General features: G+C 44.0%; 17 protein-coding genes. 11 read left to right on the forward strand and 6 right to left on the reverse strand.

Annotation, left to right across the window (positions count from 1 at the left end):
• The 3 genes from QMY49_RS09660 to rsmS are packed head-to-tail and all read left to right on the forward strand — an operon-like array spanning nt 1 to nt 1,492.
• On the forward strand, nt 1-786 hold the full coding sequence (locus QMY49_RS09660) for a sulfite exporter TauE/SafE family protein (RefSeq protein ID WP_005449856.1): 786 nt from the start codon (nt 1-3) through the stop codon (nt 784-786).
• Complete coding sequence (locus QMY49_RS09665; protein ID WP_049535772.1) at nt 783-1,325, forward strand: primosomal replication protein; 543 nt, start codon at nt 783-785, stop codon at nt 1,323-1,325. Before QMY49_RS09660 ends, QMY49_RS09665 begins: the two co-directional genes overlap by 4 nt.
• A gap of 2 nt (nt 1,326-1,327) precedes the next feature.
• On the forward strand, nt 1,328-1,492 hold the full coding sequence (gene rsmS / locus QMY49_RS09670) for a pleiotropic regulatory protein RsmS (RefSeq protein WP_283311239.1): 165 nt from the start codon (nt 1,328-1,330) through the stop codon (nt 1,490-1,492).
• Nucleotides 1,493-1,566: 74 nt separating this feature from the next.
• Here the strand turns inward: rsmS and QMY49_RS09675 are convergent, their stop codons facing one another.
• A complete protein-coding gene (locus QMY49_RS09675) occupies nt 1,567-3,684 on the reverse strand; it encodes a methyl-accepting chemotaxis protein (RefSeq protein ID WP_283311241.1) in 2,118 nt (705 codons plus the stop codon).
• Between the two features lie 177 nt (nt 3,685-3,861).
• On the opposite strand from QMY49_RS09675, the gene xthA reads away from it, so the two are divergent.
• The gene (gene xthA, locus QMY49_RS09680; protein ID WP_009698305.1) at nt 3,862-4,668 is read left to right on the forward strand and encodes an exodeoxyribonuclease III; all 807 of its coding nucleotides are present in this window, start codon (nt 3,862-3,864) and stop codon (nt 4,666-4,668) included.
• A gap of 366 nt (nt 4,669-5,034) precedes the next feature.
• On the opposite strand, the gene QMY49_RS09685 is transcribed toward xthA, so the two are convergent.
• From QMY49_RS09685 to QMY49_RS09705, 5 genes are all read right to left on the reverse strand, one after another.
• On the reverse strand, nt 5,035-5,712 hold the full coding sequence (locus tag QMY49_RS09685) for an ABC transporter permease (protein WP_005446711.1): 678 nt from the start codon (nt 5,710-5,712) through the stop codon (nt 5,035-5,037).
• A 3-nt stretch (nt 5,713-5,715) separates the two neighbouring features.
• Nucleotides 5,716-6,456: an ABC transporter permease gene (locus QMY49_RS09690; protein WP_005446710.1), complete on the reverse strand. Its 741-nt coding sequence runs from the start codon at nt 6,454-6,456 to the stop codon at nt 5,716-5,718.
• An 81-nt stretch (nt 6,457-6,537) separates the two neighbouring features.
• The gene (locus tag QMY49_RS09695; RefSeq protein ID WP_009698306.1) at nt 6,538-7,308 is read right to left on the reverse strand and encodes an ABC transporter substrate-binding protein; all 771 of its coding nucleotides are present in this window, start codon (nt 7,306-7,308) and stop codon (nt 6,538-6,540) included.
• A gap of 79 nt (nt 7,309-7,387) precedes the next feature.
• A complete protein-coding gene (locus QMY49_RS09700; RefSeq protein ID WP_005446708.1) occupies nt 7,388-8,158 on the reverse strand; it encodes an ABC transporter ATP-binding protein in 771 nt (256 codons plus the stop codon).
• A gap of 239 nt (nt 8,159-8,397) precedes the next feature.
• Nucleotides 8,398-9,864 (reverse strand): 54K polar flagellar sheath protein A, encoded by a 1,467-nt coding sequence (locus QMY49_RS09705; protein ID WP_283311249.1) that lies wholly within the window; start codon nt 9,862-9,864, stop codon nt 8,398-8,400.
• A gap of 457 nt (nt 9,865-10,321) precedes the next feature.
• Between QMY49_RS09705 and QMY49_RS09710 the strand changes: the two genes are divergently transcribed.
• The 7 genes from QMY49_RS09710 (at nt 10,322) to QMY49_RS09740 (ending at nt 20,395) form a co-directional block, all read left to right on the forward strand.
• Nucleotides 10,322-11,869 carry a DUF3360 family protein gene (locus tag QMY49_RS09710; protein ID WP_005446706.1) on the forward strand — a complete coding sequence of 516 codons (1,548 nt, stop codon included), beginning with the start codon at nt 10,322-10,324 and terminating at the stop codon, nt 11,867-11,869.
• A gap of 306 nt (nt 11,870-12,175) precedes the next feature.
• On the forward strand, nt 12,176-14,452 hold the full coding sequence (gene pflB / locus QMY49_RS09715; RefSeq protein WP_005446705.1) for a formate C-acetyltransferase: 2,277 nt from the start codon (nt 12,176-12,178) through the stop codon (nt 14,450-14,452).
• Between the two features lie 152 nt (nt 14,453-14,604).
• The gene (locus QMY49_RS09720; RefSeq protein WP_017819026.1) at nt 14,605-15,582 is read left to right on the forward strand and encodes a lipid A deacylase LpxR family protein; all 978 of its coding nucleotides are present in this window, start codon (nt 14,605-14,607) and stop codon (nt 15,580-15,582) included.
• Nucleotides 15,583-15,726: 144 nt separating this feature from the next.
• Nucleotides 15,727-16,467 (forward strand): pyruvate formate lyase 1-activating protein, encoded by a 741-nt coding sequence (pflA, locus tag QMY49_RS09725; protein ID WP_005446703.1) that lies wholly within the window; start codon nt 15,727-15,729, stop codon nt 16,465-16,467.
• Between the two features lie 179 nt (nt 16,468-16,646).
• A complete protein-coding gene (locus QMY49_RS09730) occupies nt 16,647-17,312 on the forward strand; it encodes an energy-coupling factor ABC transporter permease (RefSeq protein ID WP_009698309.1) in 666 nt (221 codons plus the stop codon).
• A gap of 158 nt (nt 17,313-17,470) precedes the next feature.
• A complete protein-coding gene (locus QMY49_RS09735; protein WP_005431701.1) occupies nt 17,471-17,971 on the forward strand; it encodes a YfbU family protein in 501 nt (166 codons plus the stop codon).
• A 489-nt stretch (nt 17,972-18,460) separates the two neighbouring features.
• Complete coding sequence (locus tag QMY49_RS09740; protein WP_005431706.1) at nt 18,461-20,395, forward strand: PrkA family serine protein kinase; 1,935 nt, start codon at nt 18,461-18,463, stop codon at nt 20,393-20,395.
• Nucleotides 20,396-20,412 lie beyond the last annotated feature (17 nt).

The following is a 20,412-nucleotide window of genomic DNA, read 5'->3' on the forward strand; positions in this document are numbered from 1 at the left end:
ATGGAAATGATTGAGCCAACCATGCTGTTGGTTTTGGCGCTCGTCGCTTTTGTTGCTGGATTTATCGATGCGGTTGCAGGCGGTGGCGGTATGCTCACCGTCCCTGCCTTATTGTCATTGGGACTCCCTCCGCACATTGCATTGGGCACAAATAAACTGGCAGCATCGTTTGCCTCTTCTACTGCCGCTTTCACATACTACAAGAAGCGTTTGTTTAAACCACAATGCTGGGGACGAGCGTTTGTGGCGACTCTTGTTGGTGCCACGCTCGGCACATTGTTTGTCGACGCAATCAGTACTGAATGGCTAGAGAAGGTTTTACCTCTCATTATTCTTGCTGCCGCGATGTATACCGTGTTCCATAAAGCTCCACAATCGACTCACCAGAGCCCGACACCCGAACCATGCCCAATGTTGAATAAAAAGCAGTATCTGCAAGGATTCTCAATCGGCTTCTACGATGGTCTAGCCGGACCAGGGACTGGCGCATTTTGGACTGTAAGCTCAATGGCGCTTTATCGGTTGAACATCTTGCTCGCTTCCGGGTTAGCAAAGGCGATGAACTTTACTAGCAACTTCACTTCTCTTGTCACTTTTGCTGTTTTGGGTCATATAAATTGGGTGCTAGGATTAACAATGGGCGTATGTTTAATGGCAGGCGCATTTGTTGGGGCTCACTCTGCAATCCGCTTTGGTTCTAAATTTATTCGCCCTGTGTTTGTTTCTGTTGTCAGCGTATTAGCAATTAAACTCGCTTATGATGCGTGGTTTGTAGGCTTATCATGAACATCAAACAGCTTTCCAATGGTCTAGAACAAATGTCTGAGAAAGCGGCTTCACTTGACCATCAGCGAGGTCATCATGAGGCAATGCTGTTTGATGAACGTCTATTTCGCTGCCGCTCTCGTTTGTTAGTTCCTTGTGTCAATGAAGCAAGAGCGACATTAAACGACATCATCAAGGAGCAAAAAGAAGGTGAGTTAAATGCGCAACGAGCAGAATATCTGACTGACCGATTGGTTGCCCAAATCACGGCAATTCAACGCGAAATTTCTATCGCCGAGATACCTAAAGCAAAGCCTAAGAAATCCGCTCGACAAGACAAGTCCCTTGATGCACTAAAACAAGAAGTCGCGCAGCATAAAGAATGGGCTCGTCGCTTGCGCGAGATGGTTATAGAAAAACAACAAATAGTTGCCATTGCTCCAGCTCATTTACGCACCGAAGCGCAGAAAGCTGTATTAACGGCAAAACAACGACTGATTCGCTGTGAAGCTGCATTAAACGAGCTAGAAAAGCAAGTAATCCAAAGAGAGAACAATTGAGCATGTCTGAAGAATCGAAACCACCACTGGATGATGCCCCAGAAGAGATCAAGCTAGCTGTCGATTTAATTTACTTGCTAGAAACGAATGAAATCGATCCTAAAATAGCGCTAAAAGCGATTAAGATCGTACAAAGCGATCTTGAAAATAAGATCAACGCAAACTGATAGACAACAAATAGACAAAAAAGAGGAGCGATTTCGCTCCTCTTTGTTTAAGCTGAGTTTGCGTTGATACCACGTTATACTTTGAATTGAGACATTAAGGTTTGCTGTTGATCAGAAAGTGAGGTCATCTCGATACCTGTATTTTCCGACGTTTGCGCTTGATTAAGGATTTCTCTGCTCAGATCGCGAATGTTCGCCACACTTTGATTCACCTCATTAGAGACAGATTGCTGCTCTTCTGCCGCTTTTACTATCTGATTATTCATATCACTTATCGCAGCAATTGACTCAAATACTTTCTGTAATTCCTCTACCGCCATATTCACCTGTTGAGAAGAGGATTGCGCACTTTGATTCCCTTCTGTAATGGACTCAACAACCGCTTGCGTGCCCTTTTGAACATTAGCAATGACATCTCGAATTTCACCCACCGAACTTTGAGTTCGACTTGCTAAGCTCCTTACCTCATCAGCCACCACAGCGAAACCACGACCTTGTTCACCAGCTCGTGCGGCTTCTATTGCTGCATTGAGAGCTAACAAGTTGGTTTGCTCAGAAATGCCTTCAATAACAGAAAGAATTTCGGTAATGCTGGCGTTGTTCTTCGCTAGCTCTTCTACAACCGGGACGGCATTCATCATGGTCAATAATAGTTTTTGCATCTGAGCTTCAGACGCCAAGATCACTTTCTGACCGTTTTCTGCAGATTCACTCGCCTCACCAGCCGCCTTTACCGCAACTTCGGCATTTTGTACCACCAACGCCGCTGTTTGCGTCATTTCTTCAGCAGCAGTCGCGACTAAATCAACTTCTTTAAACTGCGAATCACTGCTATTTCGAGTAACGGCTACAACGTGTTTTGCATGTTCGGTCTTATCTGCAATTTGTCGAGATGTTTCTGCGACTTCTTTAATCGTTAATTGCAAACGCTCAAGAAATCGATTGAACGCCCTCGCAAGTTGACCAATTTCATCGTCTGTTTTAACTTCCAAACGCTGAGTTAAGTCTCCTTCCCCTGTCGAAATATCTTCCAAACGAGCGACAACTTCTCGAATCGGCTTCACTAAGGTCTTAGCCAGCAGTCCGGTTGTAATCAGTCCAACAACGACAAGTGCGACACCAACACTTAATTCAATAATAACGCCGTCTTGCATCTTATTGGTAATCAAAGCGTCTAACTGATCCGCATCAGCAAGCACTGCAGAACGAGGCATTTCAAAGATCACACCCCACGTTTGATTCGCTATTTGGATAGGCGAAAAGACCGTCATCCACTCACCAGAGGCATCCCATTCAACCTTGGCTTCACCGCCAAACAATAAATCAGTGAGATTGTCATTAGAAATGGTGGAACTCGAAAAAGGCTGTCCAGGGGAATCAGTGTTACTATCTGAAGCTAACAAAGTTCCATCGAGACTGATCATTGATACCTTTCCAGCCCCAGCGAACAAGCTTTGATCAGAATTAATCGCAATGCTCGCTAACTGGTCTAATCGTAACTCTATACCCAAGAAGCCAATCGGCATACTCTCGACAATGAGTGGAATGGAGATCGATGTTGTTAAGAAGGAACCAGCATCGTTGGTGTTAACCCGCGGCGATGCAATGCAAGTTTGACCAGACGAGAGCGGACAGTAAAAGCGCTCAGCATTGTCGTTCTCATTCAAGGCTTGCTCACTTATCGTACTCGCTAACACGTTTTCACCATTGCTCGCTTTGGACCAATAGGTCGCAAACCGACCGACTTCATTAGAACCGACGTAATCGGCACTTCGATAGTTGGCATCTTCACTGTCGAGCATGTCGGGATTAAACACCAGATAAGCCGCTTGTATCGTGTCAAAGCGTAACACTGCCTGACGAATCATTTCATTCAGAGCGGAGCGAAGATCTTCACTACTGCCAAAATTCTCTTCCGAGTTGGTTTTAAAAAACAGCGCATTTGCTGCCAACATTTCAGCGCGGTAAGTCGCTTCATTGAGATACTCAGACACTTCCGTCGCGTTTAATAACGCTCGTGTCTGTAAGAGTTGTTCAGATTTTTCGATAACAGAAGAGCTAGTTTCTCGCTGCAACAACTTTTGGTTACCGAGCGCGTTGTAGACCGAAAAACCAATTAAAGATAAAGAAGTGACGAGCAGGCAAAGCCCGGAGAGTAATGTAATTTTCCACTGCACAGATATGGTTCGCATACAACATCCTTATTCAAGCAAACTCATTTTTGAGACTCATTAAACCATACGCAGGCACAATAGCAATTACATATTTAACAATTCTTTAAACTTATTCCGTTTACATGAGAACCATTTTCAGCTTGCCTTTGCAATGGTAACATCATGCTCAAACACGCCCTCTGAGAAGGATAAAAAATGAAAGTAATTAGCTTTAACATCAATGGACTTCGTGCGCGTCTGCATCAACTCCAAGCACTCATCGACAAGCACCAACCTGACGTGATTGGTCTGCAGGAAATCAAAGTTCACGACGAAGCCTTCCCTATCGACGATGTAGAAGCAATGGGATACAAAGTTTACTTTCACGGTCAAAAAGCCCATTACGGTGTGGCAATGCTATGTAAACAAGAGCCTATCAGCGTTCAAAAAGGTTTCCCAACCGATAATGAAGAACACCAAAAGCGCATGATCATGGCGACGTTTGAAGATGAAAACGGTGAAAAAGTGACGGTTCTTAACGGTTATTTCCCGCAAGGCGATAACGTTGCTCACGAAACTAAGTATCCATACAAACGTCAGTTCTACAAAGACTTGATGACTTACCTCAACGATCACCACACTAACGATGAGCAGCTGATTGTCATGGGCGACATCAATATCAGCCCAATCGACGCGGACATCGGTATCGGCGAACCAAACCGTAAACGTTGGCTGAAAACGGGTAAATGTTCTTTCCAACCAGAAGAGCGTGAGTGGTTGCAAACGCTTCTAGATTGGGGCTTTGAAGATACTTTCCGTAACTTACACCCTGAAGTCGATGACCGCTTCTCGTGGTTTGATTACCGTTCGCGTGGCTTCGATGATAACCGTGGTCTTCGTATTGATGTTATTTTGGCAACACCATCACTCGCAGAAAAATGCATAGAATCCGATATTGACTATGAGTTACGAGGCATTGAAAAACCTTCAGATCACGCGCCAATCTGGTCAACCTTCAAGTAGTTCTTACTAGGGTCTGTTGACCTTTTGAGCTGATTTTTGCAGCAGTTTGTGGGTTCTTTATACAAGGCAGAGGCTTTGAAATGTAGTTGCCCTACCTGATAAGCCGATAACGCAGTAGAAAGGAGCCACAAACGCTGCCCGAAGGGTTCGGCTAAAAGCGTTTTACTCTTTGTTGAGAGGATTTTGCTTAGAATAACTAGGCTACAAACCTCTCGCCGCGATTAAAACGCTTTTATCTCGAACAAAATTTAACCGCAAAAGGTCAACAGACCCTAACATCGACTAAAAATAAAAAAGAGCGCCAACAAGCGCTCTTTTTTGATGTTTGTATTGTCCTACATGAAGTGGAATTAACAAGCCATCTTGTTAGCTCAATGGTCTTAGGTACGCCAAGAAGCGCTTCTCTGCCACTTTGAAGCACCACAAAATAATAAATGTCAGCGCCATGTAGAAGAGTCCCGCTGTCAAGAATGACTCAAATGGTGCGTAGTATCTTGAGTTCACCAAACGGGCTGCACCTGTCAGATCCATAATGGTGATGATGCCGGCGACCGCACTGCCATGAAGCATGAAGATAACCTCATTCGAGTAGGCAGGTAACGCGCGCCGCAAAGCACTTGGAAGAATAATGCGACGGTAAGTCATAAACGTACTCATGCCGTATGCCTTAGCTGCCTCTACCTCTCCCTTCGGCAAGCCATTGATTGCCCCGCGAATAATTTCAGCAGTATAAGCGGACGTGTTGAGAACAAACGCCACCAGAGCACAAAACCATGCGTTTTCCCAAAGCGTGTCTTTTACCGGAAAAAACTGGTCCATGCCGTAGTAGATCAGATACAGCTGCACCAACAAAGGAGTGCCTCGGAAAAAGTAAATAAACGCCCATGAAGGCAGGCTTAGTGCGTAGTTTGCACTATTACGTGCAATCGCAAGAGGAATCGATACGGCTAACCCAATCACCAGTGCTAACGCAACAAGCCATACCGTCGTCCACAATCCATCTAGGTAGACCGGGAAACTTTCAATTATCAATGAAAAATCCATGGTTTACCTCGCGTGAATACTAAATTTGCGTTCAACCAACTTAAGTAAGCCTGTTGAAACACTGGTAAAGAACAAGAAGATGATTGCAACCGCCATGTAAAAAGTGAATGGCATTTTGGTTGTACCCGCAGCCAACGAGCTAATGCGCACCATATCTTCCAGACCAATGATGGATACTAACGCGGTCGTTTTCAGTAGAACCAACCAGTTGTTACCAAAGCCTGGTAAAGCATGTCGGATCATTTGAGGCAATAGAATTCTTCGGAACGACATTATCGGGCTCATGCCATAAGCTTTTGCGGCTTCTAGTTCACCCTTGTCTACCGCCATGATAGCGCCACGAAACGTCTCTGCCATGTATGCACCGAAGATAAACCCAATGGTTAAAACGCCAGCAATAAAGGGGCTGACATCGATGTAATCTGGCAAATACGAAGTCCACTCATGATTTGGGTCACTTGCAGTAAACCATTCATTGAGTGTTTCATTGATCGAGTAAAGGCTATTGTTAAGTAGAATTTGACCACCAAAGAAGATAAGCATCATCAGAACTAAATCAGGGATGCCACGAATGATGGTGGTGTAAAGCGTCGCAACTGCTCTTGCCCACTTGTACGGTGCCAACTTCGCCAATGCACCCAGCATTCCGAGAATGACCGCTAAAAGTAAAGAAAGTACTGCGACTTCGATGGTTACTAGAGCCCCTTTTAAGATCGAGGCTTCATATCCTTGTAGATCCAGCATAGGTGAGTTCCTAATCCCTAAACTCAAAAGATCGACCGTTGGTTACTTCTAGGAACAAGCCAACGGTCGCTTAATTACAGCTTATTCGCCGTAAACGTCGTAGTTAAAGTATTTACCTGCGATTTCTTGATAAACACCTTTTTCACGTAGTGACAAAATAGCTGCATCGAGCTTTTTCGTTAGATCCTTGTCTTGCTTACGAACTGCAATACCAAAACCATCACCAAACCACTTAGGATCCGTTAGTGAAGGACCAACAAATTCATAAGCATCGCCACCAGCTTTGTTTAAAACACCCTCTTCTAGTGCAGACGCATCACCAAGCACTGCCGCAACACGACCGTTTGCAAGGTCTAGGTACGCTTCGTCAAATGATCCGTAACGCACGATTTCAACTTTGTCGCCATAGTTATCTGTCAGGTATTTGTCGTGGGTCGTTGCACGCTGCACGGCAATTTTTTGACCATCAAGGTTATCAAAATCGAGGTTTGCACCTTTCTTAGCGATGAACTTGTTTGGAATCAGTGCGTATTTTCCTGTGAAGTCGACTTTCTTCTTACGTTCTTCAGTGATCGACATTGCAGCAATAATCGCATCGTATTTACGAGCAAGTAGAGAAGGAATAATTCCATCCCAGTCTTGAGCAACGATCTGACACTTCACTTTCATCTCTTCACAAAGTGCGTTCGCCATATCCACGTCGAAGCCTTTTAGAGAGCCGTCCGTTTCTGTCCAGCTAAACGGAGGGTAAGCGCCTTCAATACCAAAGCGAACGGTTTTCCATTCTTTCGCTTGAGCGACACCAGACACTGCTGTTGCAGCAAGCGTTGCTGCTAATAACCACTTTTTCATTTCCATACTCCTGTGATTGCTTTTATTTGGTTTTGATTGTTGTGCTTATGGGCGGCAAAAGACTGCCACCCAAGAAATATTAGTAGATAGATGAGATAAATTGCTGTAATCGTTCTGAATCTGGGTTTGTAAATAGCTTAGCTGGATCTCCCTGTTCTTCCACTAAGCCTTGATGTAAAAACATCACATGGTTAGATACGTCACGCGCAAATGCCATTTCATGGGTAACGACCAACATCGTTCGCCCTTCATCTGCCAAATCTCGCATTACTCCTAACACCTCACCAACCAACTCAGGATCGAGTGCTGAGGTCGGCTCATCGAACAACATCACTTCTGGGTCAACAGCAAGAGCACGAGCAATAGCAGCACGTTGTTGTTGACCTCCGGATAGATGTCCAGGGTAGTAATCTTTACGTTCGTACAATCCCACTTTTTTCAAAAGCAGTTCAGCGTTTTCGATGGCTTGAGCTTTCGGTACGCCAAGCACATGAACTGGTGCTTCAATCACATTTTCTAGAACGGTTAGATGTGACCAAAGATTAAAGCCTTGAAACACCATGGCTAAACGAGAGCGAATGCGCTGAACTTGTTTCTCATTAGCTGGAACTGACTCTCCTGCTCGGTTGTTCTTCATCTGGATAAGTTCACCATTTACCCAAATTTCACCGGCGGTCGGAGTTTCGAGAAGGTTAATACATCTAAGGAAGGTACTCTTACCTGAACCGGAAGAGCCGATGATGGAGATAACATCACCTTTATGAGCGGCAAGTGAAATGCCTTTCAAGACTTCATTTTGTCCAAATGTTTTGTGCAGGTCTTTTATATCTAGCGCTGGTACATCATTCATGCGCCTTACTCCCTGTGTTTTTGTCACTGCAATTAAGGGACTCCGCCCTCTTTGAATTGGAACAAACTATCACCACCCATCGCAAGTTGCAACAAATTATTAACCTAAATAATTCGAATAGATAGATACAACAATCAAATGAATATGCAATTTTTAGCAATATATTCTTTTAATGCTGAATATTAGACGTAAAAAAGCCCCTCACAGGAAGGGGCTCTTTTTTGTAAAAATGTTAATTATTACTTAATCAACACCATAAAGTCAGACTTCTGAGCATTCGTATTGACCTTCTCAGAATCAACTTCACTGATCACAAGACCATCGTGATCCACTTTAAGATCGGTCACATCACCATGAGAGAAAAGAGAAACAAAGTCATAGCTATTTAGGTTTGCTTCAGCAGACTCCACGACAATAGATTGTGAGTAATCACTGGTAGAAGAAACTTTCAAATCTTGCTTCACACTGTCATCGAATGTGTAGTAGTACAATTCCGGAACAACGACATCACTCTCTAAAGTTGTAAATATCTTGTGTGTTACTCGGTGTAGTGTTCCAGAGTTAGACTCTGCACGATATGCGAGGCGGCTAAAGCCTTTATCTTGGTCATTGAAAGCAAAACCAGTATCAATCGTTGAACCTCTCACCACATGCGCTGCAGGCAGAGCATTTAGGTTGTAGTAAGCGCTTGGATCAATTGAGATATCCCATTTTGCGTCCTGGTACATCTTTTGGTTCAGCGCAACTGTCCAACCATTGATCGGTTTTTCAGCTGCAACACTGTAAGTCCAAGTTTCCGTTTTAGGTTCAAGCGGGTGGTAGAACTTCATCGTTGACATAGGTAACTCTGCAACTTCGTAGTTGTAATCACCAACCAGTACACTGATGTCTAAAGTGTCATATTTAAAAGATGTTGGGTTCAAGATTGGTGAAGAACCAGTCATGCCAACCAACGGCAATGGTGATTCACTTGACCAATCGCGAATACCATATTGGTGCAGTTCTGTCTTCGCTGCGTCCGCATATTGCAGCACGACAGTCGACTCCATCTTCGAACCAATAGCTCTCACATCCAAAGAGTCAATGGAATAAGCAGGCTTAGACTCTTTAGCAACTTGAGATATAAAGTTGTACTCTAAGCCACCAGCTTCTGTTGCCACATAGTTAAGATCGGTTCGGGTAGTCTTATTAAAGTTACCATTTTTGTTACAAGCAGACACAGCCTCTCGATTCATCGAGAACGTTGAGTTTCTAAGGTTATTGTCCTGTAAAAAGTCTCGACTAAAGCTGTTTGCCGTAAATACGGTTCCAGAAGCATCAAGCAACTGATAAGTAAAGTAGCCATCCTCAGGAATGTCTTCTAGAACAAATTTTAAAGTAGTGCCTGATGGGTAGATAAAGTCGCCTTGACGGACACCATTCTTGTCAGAATAGAAACCAACAACCTTATCCCCTGTCAACTGTGCACTTACAGCTGGTTGATAAGTTAATACTTGATTGATGCCATTACCATCTACTCTACGCTCGTAAACAGTACAACTATCTTTTTGTGCGTTTGCTTCACTGATGACATTTGGGGCAGCAAAAGTAAAAGTGAATGTAGTTCTCGGTGTAGAACTGCCACCACCGCCACCGCCGCCGCCACCGCAACCGACCATTAATCCCGAAATGATTGCCACTAGCGGCAGTACTTTAAGCTGTTTCATGTCTTCTTCCTAAACTGAGCGGCAATGGTTAGCCAAAAAATCGTCTTTGCTCGGTACTAAGCAAGAATAAAGCCAGCTTTTAATATCACTCATGAATGATATCAATAAATATCGTTGAGTATTATTTCCGCAAAACCACATCTAATTTTATGCAACTTGTGTAATCGAATTACACACGAAATAACCAAGTTGTTCGCATGCCAGACACTTTCTGTAGTTTTCTTTCACATCTATTCTTAAAGTGATCTAAATCAATCACCCCAAAGGGCTATCTTGTTAGACTCCGCCCCAATGATGAGGAATTTTTTGTGCCTCAACACAACAAGTTATTAGCTATGCTTAGGCACGAGATATTCGTGTGACAAAATCTAATAATAGCTAGCATAGGACGTGCCGCAGGAAGCGGAAAAACACAATTCAATTTAGAATTCATAACTTTTAAATATATGAGGAATCTATGTCAGACGCAGTTAATAAAGCGCACTCTGATTCGGATATTGAGACTAAAAGCTACCGCGAGCTTCATCGTCCATCATCTGAGTTCGCAAGCCGTTCAGACTACCTAGACCACGAACTACAAATTATGAAGCCACGTCGATTTGGCTTGAACTTGCCAGGTCGTGACTTCCGCTTTGAGCTTGAAGACCTTGTTCCAGCACTTGCTGGTACTATCGGTATTATCGCAATGTACTCTGCGGTAATGATGTCTTGGGCTGAAGGTCTTACTGCAGCATGGGACCACGTCAACTTGGGCAAAGATTTTGCTATCGAAGTTGCACGTGTAGAAATGCTTATCCCTGCACTTCTTTTCTGTGTACTTGCTTCTGGTTTTATTAACCCTAAAGCCAACCTTGCAGGTAACCACGGTCCAATGATCCCTCTTATTGGTACCATCGCTCTTGCTGGTGCTCACCCTCTTGCATTGGCAATTCTAATCGGTGTGTTCGGTCTTCTACTGAGTTTCCTAAAAGGCGGCTCCAAACTGGTGAACCTCACCTCGGAAGGTACAGCCGGTGGCTTGCTTATCTTCTTGGGTTTGACTGGTACCATGAGCCAGATTACTTCGATTCAAGAATGGGCCGTTGGTCTGCAATCTTCTACTGTTGAAGCTGGTAGCATGGGCTATGTTGGTCTGATCGTACTGGCAGTCACTATCGCACTATACGCATTCCTTGCAAAAGTGAACAAGCGTTGGCTTGCTATTCCGGTGTGTGCTTTCACTGGTCTTGCAATCGCTTTAGTACTAGGTGCAGGTTTCGATATTAAATTCGTCACTGAAACAGGTCTTCCTAACCTAAACCCTGTTTACTGGTGGGGCAGCACTGAAGAAGGTTGGATGCTAGGTCTTCCTAACATGGAACACTTCATCGCATCTCTACCATTTGCAATCCTTGCCGTGGCAATGTGGTCTCCTGACTTCCTAGGTCACCGTATCTTCCAAGAATTGAACTACCCTAAAAAGACAGAAAAAGTATTGATGGACGTAGATGACACAATGACAATGTGTTCTATCCGTCAGATGGTAGGTACAGCAGTAGGTGGTGGTAACATCACTTCATCTTGGGGTACTTACATGATCCCAGCAGCGATCGCAAAACGCCCTATCCCTGGCGGTGCAATCCTTCTTGGTCTTCTGGTAATGATCATTGCAATCCTTGGTTTCCCAATGGATATCGCAGTATGGCCACCAGTAATGCGTGTTGCTCTTCTTGTAGGTGTATCTCTACCTCTACTTGAAGCAGGTATGCAGATGGTGAAAGACTCGAAAGATTCTCAAGCAGCAGGTATCTGTATCTTTGGTTCTGCAGTCGTTAACCCAGTTCTTGCTTGGGCACTGACTATGCTGCTAGACAACAATGGTCTGATTGGTGATAAGGAGCGCGCTTCTCGTCTATCCTTTGTCGATAAGATTGTGATCCCTGTAGGTGTACTTGTTATCTGTTTAGTCGCTATGCTTGCAGTAGGTATGCTAGAAGGACAATATGGCATTAAAGCTTGGCTATAATGACATTCGTTCAAAAATTGTGTGGGTAGCGCTCGTCGCTACCCAATTTTTATCGAGATTTTTTAGGATTTATTGATTTAGTTTAAGGTTTGCAAAATTTTTTTAGTGTAGCCTTGAATTGTGGTTGGGAAGAACCCACATTGTTAGCAGTGACAATATTTATAGTTTTATGACCCACTCTTTCTTATTTAAGACTATAAATATTGTTATTCATTAAGAGTGTACTGTTCTCCGTTTAACAGTGGAGATAGCTGGCTCAACGGCGAACCAGTACGTATTTTTTTCTACTACAAAGGTAGGTATGTCATGGCAGAGCAATTTGCTAAAGCTTGGGAAGGTTTTGCTGCAGGCGACTGGCAAAACGAAGTAAACGTTCGTGATTTCATTCAGAAGAACTACACTCCGTACGAAGGCGACGAATCTTTCCTAGTTTCTGAAGGTACTGAAGCGACTAACAAGCTTTGGGCTAAGGTAATGGAAGGTATCAAACAAGAGAACGCGACTCACGCTCCTGTTGATTTCGATACTTCAGTTATCTCTACCATCACTGCTCACGATGCAGGCTACATCGAAAAAGACCTAGAAACTATCGTAGGTCTACAAACTGAAGCTCCTCTTAAGCGTGCAATCATCCCTAACGGTGGTATCCGTATGGTTGAAGGTTCTTGCAAAGCTTACGATCGCGAGCTTGACCCACAAGTTAAGAAAATCTTCACAGAATACCGTAAAACGCACAACGCTGGCGTATTCGATATCTACACTCCAGATATCCTAGCATGTCGTAAATCAGGCGTTCTAACTGGTCTTCCAGATGCGTACGGTCGTGGTCGTATCATCGGTGACTACCGTCGTGTTGCTCTATACGGTATCGACCGTCTAATGCAAGACAAGCTAGCTCAATTCAAGTCTCTACAAGAGCGTTTTGAGAACGGTGAAGATCTACAGATGACTATGCAGCTTCGCGAAGAGATCGCTGAGCAGCACCGTGCACTTGGTCAAATGAAAGTTATGGCTGCGAAATACGGCTGTGACATCTCTCGTCCAGCTGAAACTGCACAAGAAGCTATCCAGTGGACTTACTTCGGTTACCTAGCTGCTGTTAAATCTCAAAACGGCGCAGCAATGTCTCTAGGTCGTACTTCTACTTTCCTAGATATCTACATCGAACGTGATATCGCTGAAGGTAAGATCACTGAAGTTGACGCACAGGAAATGATCGACCACTTCGTAATGAAACTACGTATGGTTCGTTTCCTACGTACTCCTGAGTACGATGATCTATTCTCTGGCGACCCAATCTGGGCAACAGAGTCTATGGGTGGTATGGGTCTTGACGGTCGTACGCTAGTTACACGTTCAAACTTCCGTTTCCTAAACTCTCTATACACAATGGGTCCTTCTCCAGAGCCAAACATCACTGTTCTTTGGTCTGAGCAACTACCTGAAGGCTTCAAGAAGTTCTGTGCAAAAGTATCTATCGATACTTCATCAATCCAGTACGAGAACGACGATCTAATGCGTCCAGACTTCGAGTCTGATGATTACGCAATCGCATGTTGTGTATCTCCAATGATCATTGGTAAGCACATGCAATTCTTCGGCGCTCGCGCTAACCTAGCTAAGACTCTTCTATACGTTATCAACGGCGGTGTGGATGAGAAACTGAAGATCCAAGTTGGTCCAGAGATGCCTAAGATCACTGACGAAGTTCTAGACTTCGACGATGTATGGGGCAAACTAGACCACTTCATGGATTGGCTAGCTAAGCAGTACGTGACTGCACTAAACAGCATCCACTTCATGCACGACAAGTACAGCTACGAAGCTGCGCTAATGGCTCTACATGACCGTGACGTTCGCCGTACTATGGCTTGTGGTATCGCAGGTCTATCTGTTGCAGCTGACTCACTATCTGCAATCAAATTCGCGAAAGTTAAACCAGTTCGTGACGAAGATGGCGTAGCAATCGACTTCGAAATCGAAGGCGACTACCCTAAATTCGGTAACAACGATGCTCGCGTAGATGACATCGCTTGTGAACTTGTTGAAGTGTTCATGAACAAGATTCGTCAGCTTAAGACTTACCGTGACGCAATCCCTACTCAGTCTATCCTAACTATCACTTCAAACGTGGTATACGGTAAGAAGACTGGTAACACGCCTGACGGTCGTCGCGCAGGTGCTCCTTTCGCACCAGGTGCTAACCCAATGCACGGTCGTGACGAAAAAGGTGCTGTAGCGTCTCTAACGTCTGTAGGTAAACTACCGTTTGCTCACGCTAAAGATGGTATCTCTTACACGTTCTCTATCGTACCTAACGCTCTAGGTAAAGATGAAGGTTCACAACGTGCTAACCTTGCTGGTCTAATGGATGGTTACTTCCACCATGAATCTGGCATCGAAGGTGGTCAACACCTAAACGTGAACGTTCTTAACCGCGAAACTCTAGAAGACGCTGTTAAGCACCCAGAGAAATACCCTCAGCTAACAATCCGTGTATCTGGTTACGCTGTACGCTTCAACTCTCTAACTGCAGAGCAACAAGCTGACGTAATCGCACGTACATTCACTGAGTCTCTATAAGACTGATTGAATTAGCACTTTAAGTGATAGAACAAAGGTCGATGCTGAAAAGCATCGACCTTTTTTTGTTTCTTGAACTAAAGTTGTGACATTACAAAAGATTTTGTCTGGGATCTTCCGTATGATGCGTAAAAAGCTTGCAAACATACACTATGAAACTCAGTAAATTATTCATCCTTGCGCTGCTATCACCGGCAGCAATCGCATCCACCAAATCCACAGTCTCTTTCACTCTCGATAACGATGGCATTTTTGGCGTTGACCAAGATTATACCAATGGTATTTTTCTCTCTTACGCGACTGAACAATTGCGTGAAGACGCAGAATGGAAGTGGTTTACATTAAATGATTCTAGCCAAAGCAACGTCGATAAGATTGAATTAGTGCTTGGGCATAAAATGTACACGCCAAGTGACATCGAAGCCGACTACCCACTTATCAACGATCGTCCTTACGCTGGCTACTTACACACTGAAATCAACTATATCTCACTCACCGCTGATAAAGCTGTTCGCTACAATTTCACTATCGGCGCAACGGGCGAGAGCTCACTCTCTGAAAAGGCGCAAGAGCTGGTTCATAGCATTACTGGTTCAACCGATCCACAAGGTTGGGATTACCAAATTGATGACGAGTTGGCATTTAGCGTCGGCTACCGAGCGTTCAACAAATTGATGCGTAGCGAAGGCAAAACGACACAGTGGGAAATCACCAACGTTAACGATATTAACGCAGGTAATTTCCGAAGTGACGTTTCACAAGGTGTCATGTTTCGTTGGGGTACTAACTTAGCCAACAGCATAGGTGCCGCAAACATCAGCGTTGAAAGTCCATTCCATGCCAGCATGTTAGCTAAGAGCACATCAAGTTGGTTCTTATTCACGGGCTTTGAAGGTCGTTACCGCTTTAACGATATCACTATTGAAGGCGACCGTTCAGGTCTACCAGAGCCATCAGACCAATATGATGTCACACTACAGAACTGGCAAGCGAGTGCCGTTGCAGGTGCGGCTTGGTACAACCAAAACTATGGCGCAAGCTTAACATTTACAGTGAAAACGCCAGACTATGAGGAAGCCCAAACTGACGTTTACGGTACAGGCTCTTTGTCTTTGTTCGCCTTCTTCTAAAGAAATCTCCCCATACGGCGTGTGAGTTTTCATTCGCCGTTGTCTTTGCTCAATATCTCGCCAACGAAAGCCCACTTAGACTGTTTTAACCCTGCAATTTGTAATAAAATAACGGTCAGAATTTATTAAAAATGAGAGCAAAAGATGTCAACAACTGGTCGTATTCACTCGTTTGAGTCATGTGGTACCGTAGACGGACCTGGTATCCGTTTTATCGTCTTCTTGCAGGGTTGCTTAATGCGTTGTAAGTATTGCCATAACCGCGATACATGGGACACGCATGATGGCAAGGAAGTTACGGTTGAAGAGATTATTGCTGAAGCAAAAACTTACCGTCACTTCATGAACGCATCAGGTGGTGGCATTACTTGTTCCGGTGGTGAAGCGATGCTTCAGCCTGAGTTCGTTCGTGACTTCTTCCGCGCTGCTCAAGCAGAAGGCATTCACACTTGTTTGGATACTAACGGCTACATCCGTAAACACACCGACGTGATCGATGAAGTGTTGGATGCGACTGACCTAGTCATGCTTGACCTAAAACACATGAAAGATGAGATTCACCAAGATTTCATTGGTGTGTCTAACCGTCGTGTTTTAGACTTTGCTCGTTATCTACATAAAATTGGTCAAAAGACTTGGATTCGTTATGTGGTTGTTCCTGGCTACACGGACGAACCAGAAGCCGCTCATATGCTTGGTGAATTCATTAAAGATATGGATAACATTGAAAAAGTAGAGCTTCTGCCATACCACAAACTCGGCGCACACAAATGGGAGGCGCTTGGTGTTGAATATCCTCTTGATGGTGTAAATCCTCCATCTAAAGAAACTATGGACGAAATCCAGTCAATTCTTTCCCAATACCACTCAAATGTGAAATACTAAGTAGCATTAGGTTATTGAATAGATTAAAAATACCAGCAACTTGCTGGTATTTTTTTACCTATACGTAGGTATATGTGTCTAACGGATCAGCAGGTCTTGTGCCCTATCCAACTCATATTAGACGTATTAGGAATACGAAACCGTAAGTAAAGCTCATAGGAAAAGCGTTGGGATAACACATGGATTGGTTTAATTTTGTTTCGATCATCATTATTTTCTGGGTCGTCGTCGTTTATTGTCTCCCCGATTGGCGAAGAGTCGTTTGGCCTAAAATGGAACAAGAAAAGCCATTCCAACATTTAGTCTTCGCGACACTTTTCTTGATTAGCGTTTTGTGGTCTGCCCAAGCAGGGGTAAAAGAAGGGTTACAAATTCATTTCCTTGCTTTAACCACGCTAACTATGATGTATGGTTGGCGCATGGCTTTTCTATTTTGCATCCCTGCGATGGTCGTCAACCACTTGATTCATGACATATCGTTGTTGATGTTGCCAAGCGCGCTGGTGCTCTCTGCACTGATTCCAATACTTATCAGTTACAGCATCTTTCTTCTGAGCTACCAGTACTTACCACGTAACATCTTCGTTTTCATTTTTGTGGCAGGATTCTTCAATGGTGCACTTACCGGCAGCCTCCACTTGCTGATCAATTCTTTTTACCACCTATCTGTGGGTCACTATGATTGGCAAACCATCCAGCACAATTACTTTGTGTTTGTTCCGTTACTCGCTTTCCCTGAAGGTCTTCTTAATGGAATGGCTTTAGCGGTACTGACCGTTTTTAAGCCTGAGTGGCTGAGAGTTTTTTCAGACCGTGACTACATATACAACCATTATCACAAATAAGTTGTAACGCCCCATTCATACTGCATTTGTAAACTGGTTAAATTCGATAATTCTTGCCATTTTTCATATTAAATATGTGTTGAGATCATGTTTCACCTTCATCCGAAACGTTAACCTAAGCACATTAAAAATGTATTAGATTATTTAGTGAGGTCACCATGGAAATGTCAAACGCTCAACGTTTGATCCTATCAAACCAGTACAACCTAATGTCTCAACTTGATCCTAACAACGCAGCAAAATACAAGCGTCTACAGACTATTGTAGAGCGTGGTTACGAGCTACAAATGCGCGAGTTGAACAAAGATTTTGGCTGCATTACAGAAACCGAGTGTCGTGAAATCATCGACATCATGGAGATGTACCACGCAATGCAAGAATCAAACAAAATGCTGGATGACGAAGAGCGCGGTAAAGTCGACCAGCGTCGCCTTCAGTTCCTTGGCTTTGATATTGCGACAGAAGCACAACAAGTACACTATGTGCGCTTCCTAGTGGATTCAGAAGGTCTTTACCCTCAATTTGATAAAGCTGATCACCACTTCAATAGCCAAATGCCAATGTTAGACAAATACCGCCGCATGCTAAAAACCTGGCGCAACTGTCCTCGTCAATACCACCTATGTGCAAACGAGCTAGCACAAATCTTTAGTGCATAATTCACCAAGTATTTGAAAAGGAGGGCAAAGGCTCTCCTTTTTTCTTTTCCCCTGTCACAAGTCAAGCTCATTCTATCAGCACAGTTTTATCTTTCATTCTCTAGACTTGTATACGAATCACTAATATCAGTGACTCAAAGCCAAATATCTGATTTCTATCACTCCTATTCACAACATAAATTTTTCAATCTCCAAACAGTGATTCAAATGTCACTTTTGCAATAAATTCATAATTGTTAAGCAAAATTGGAAATCCCCGACTAGGCTTAAAATGAGAAAGGGAGTGATTGAAAGGTACCTATCCATCGTTCTCCGTTGCAGTGAAAAAGTGTCCATAAAGCAAAGTCTTTGGTGTTGTCTAGCTTACTTCCAGTACAAACCAAACGTGATAACAGGACGTATAACTTCATACAACGAAGGGCATATCAAAGGTGGATAAGCCTGCGTCAACGTTCGTCGGTAGACTGACTAGTTAAAGGGGAAAGCGACATGAGTATTTTCGACCACTATCAATCAAGATATGAAGCTGCAAAAGATGAAGAGATGTCGTTACAGGATTTCTTAGCCCTGTGTAAAGACGACAAAAGCGCTTACGCTAATGCTGCAGAACGCCTACTGATGGCTATCGGAGAGCCAGAAGTCATTGATACTGCTCAAGATCCAAGACTGAGCCGTATATTCTCGAACCGAGTCATCTCACGTTATGAAACCTTCAAAGACTTCTATGGCATGGAAGATGCGATTGAGCAGATTGTTTCTTATCTCAAACATGCCGCACAAGGTTTGGAAGAGCGTAAACAAATTCTGTACTTACTCGGTCCTGTTGGTGGTGGTAAGTCATCACTTGCCGAAAAGCTAAAAGCCCTAATGGAAAAAATGCCCGTTTATGTGCTTAGTGCGAACGGCGAACGAAGCCCAGTTAACGATCACCCTTTCTGTCTGTTCAATCCGACAGAAGATGGCGAGATCTTGAAGAAAGAATACGGCATCGAACATCGTTACCTACGATCTATCATGTCACCGTGGGCAGCAAAACGTCTGCATGAATTTGGTGGTGATATCACCAAGTTCAAAGTGCTGAAAGTACGCCCTTCCATCCTCGACCAAGTGGCTATTGCCAAAACCGAACCAGGCGATGAAAACAACCAAGACATTTCGTCCCTCGTTGGTAAAGTCGATATTCGTCAGTTAGAGCATTACTCACAAGACGACCCAGATGCCTACAGTTACTCTGGTGCGCTGTGTAAAGCGAACCAAGGTTTGATGGAATTCGTAGAGATGTTCAAGGCGCCAATCAAGGTGCTACACCCTCTATTAACCGCAACTCAAGAAGGCAACTTTAATGGTACCGAGGGACTGTCTGCGATTCCATTCGACGGTATGATTCTGGCTCACTCGAACGAATCTGAGTGGCAAACCTTCCGCAACAATAAGAACAATGAGGCGTTCTTAGACCGTGTGTACATAGTGAAAGTACCTTACTGCTTACGTGTGTCGGAAGAAGTGAAGATCTACCAGAAACTGCTTGAAAACAGTGAGCTTTCTAAAGCACCTTGCTCACCAAGTACGCTCGAAACTCTGGCACAATTTAGTATTCTTTCGCGACTTAAAGAGCCTGAGAACTCGTCCATCTTCTCTAAGATGCGAGTGTACGATGGTGAAACACTGAAAGACACCGATCCGAAAGCGAAGAGCTACCAAGAGTACCGTGACTACGCAGGCGTTGACGAGGGTATGAACGGTCTATCAACTCGTTTCGCCTTCAAAATCCTATCTCGCGTGTTCAACTTCGACCAAACGGAAGTGGCGGCCAACCCTGTTCACCTGTTCTATGTTATTGAACAGCAAGTAGAACGTGAGCAGTTCCCTTCAGAAATGGCAGAGAAGTACCTTGAATTCTTGAAAGGCTATCTAGTGCCTCGTTATGTCGAGTTCATTGGTAAAGAAGTTCAAACGGCATACCTAGAGTCTTACTCTGAGTACGGTCAGAATATCTTCGACCGTTACGTCACCTATGCAGACTTCTGGATCCAAGACCAAGAATATCGCGATCCAGAAACAGGCCAACTGTTCGACCGTGCTTCTCTAAATGCTGAATTAGAGAAGATCGAGAAAACAGCGGGCATCTCTAACCCGAAAGATTTCCGAAACGAAATCGTAAACTTTGTGCTTCGTGCGAAAGCCAATAACAATGGTCAAAACCCAGTTTGGACCAGCTACGAAAAACTGCGCACGGTAATCGAGAAAAAAATGTTCTCCAATACCGAAGAGCTGCTTCCGGTTATCTCATTCAATGCGAAAACGTCTTCTGAAGATCAGAAGAAACACGACGACTTTGTCGCTCGCATGATGGAAAAAGGCTACACCGAGAAACAGGTTCGCTTACTTTCTGAGTGGTACCTACGAGTACGTAAGTCATCCTAACCAGTTTGAGTTAGGTC

It is taken from the genome of Vibrio harveyi, assembly GCF_030060435.1.
GTDB classification, from domain to species: domain Bacteria; phylum Pseudomonadota; class Gammaproteobacteria; order Enterobacterales; family Vibrionaceae; genus Vibrio; species Vibrio harveyi.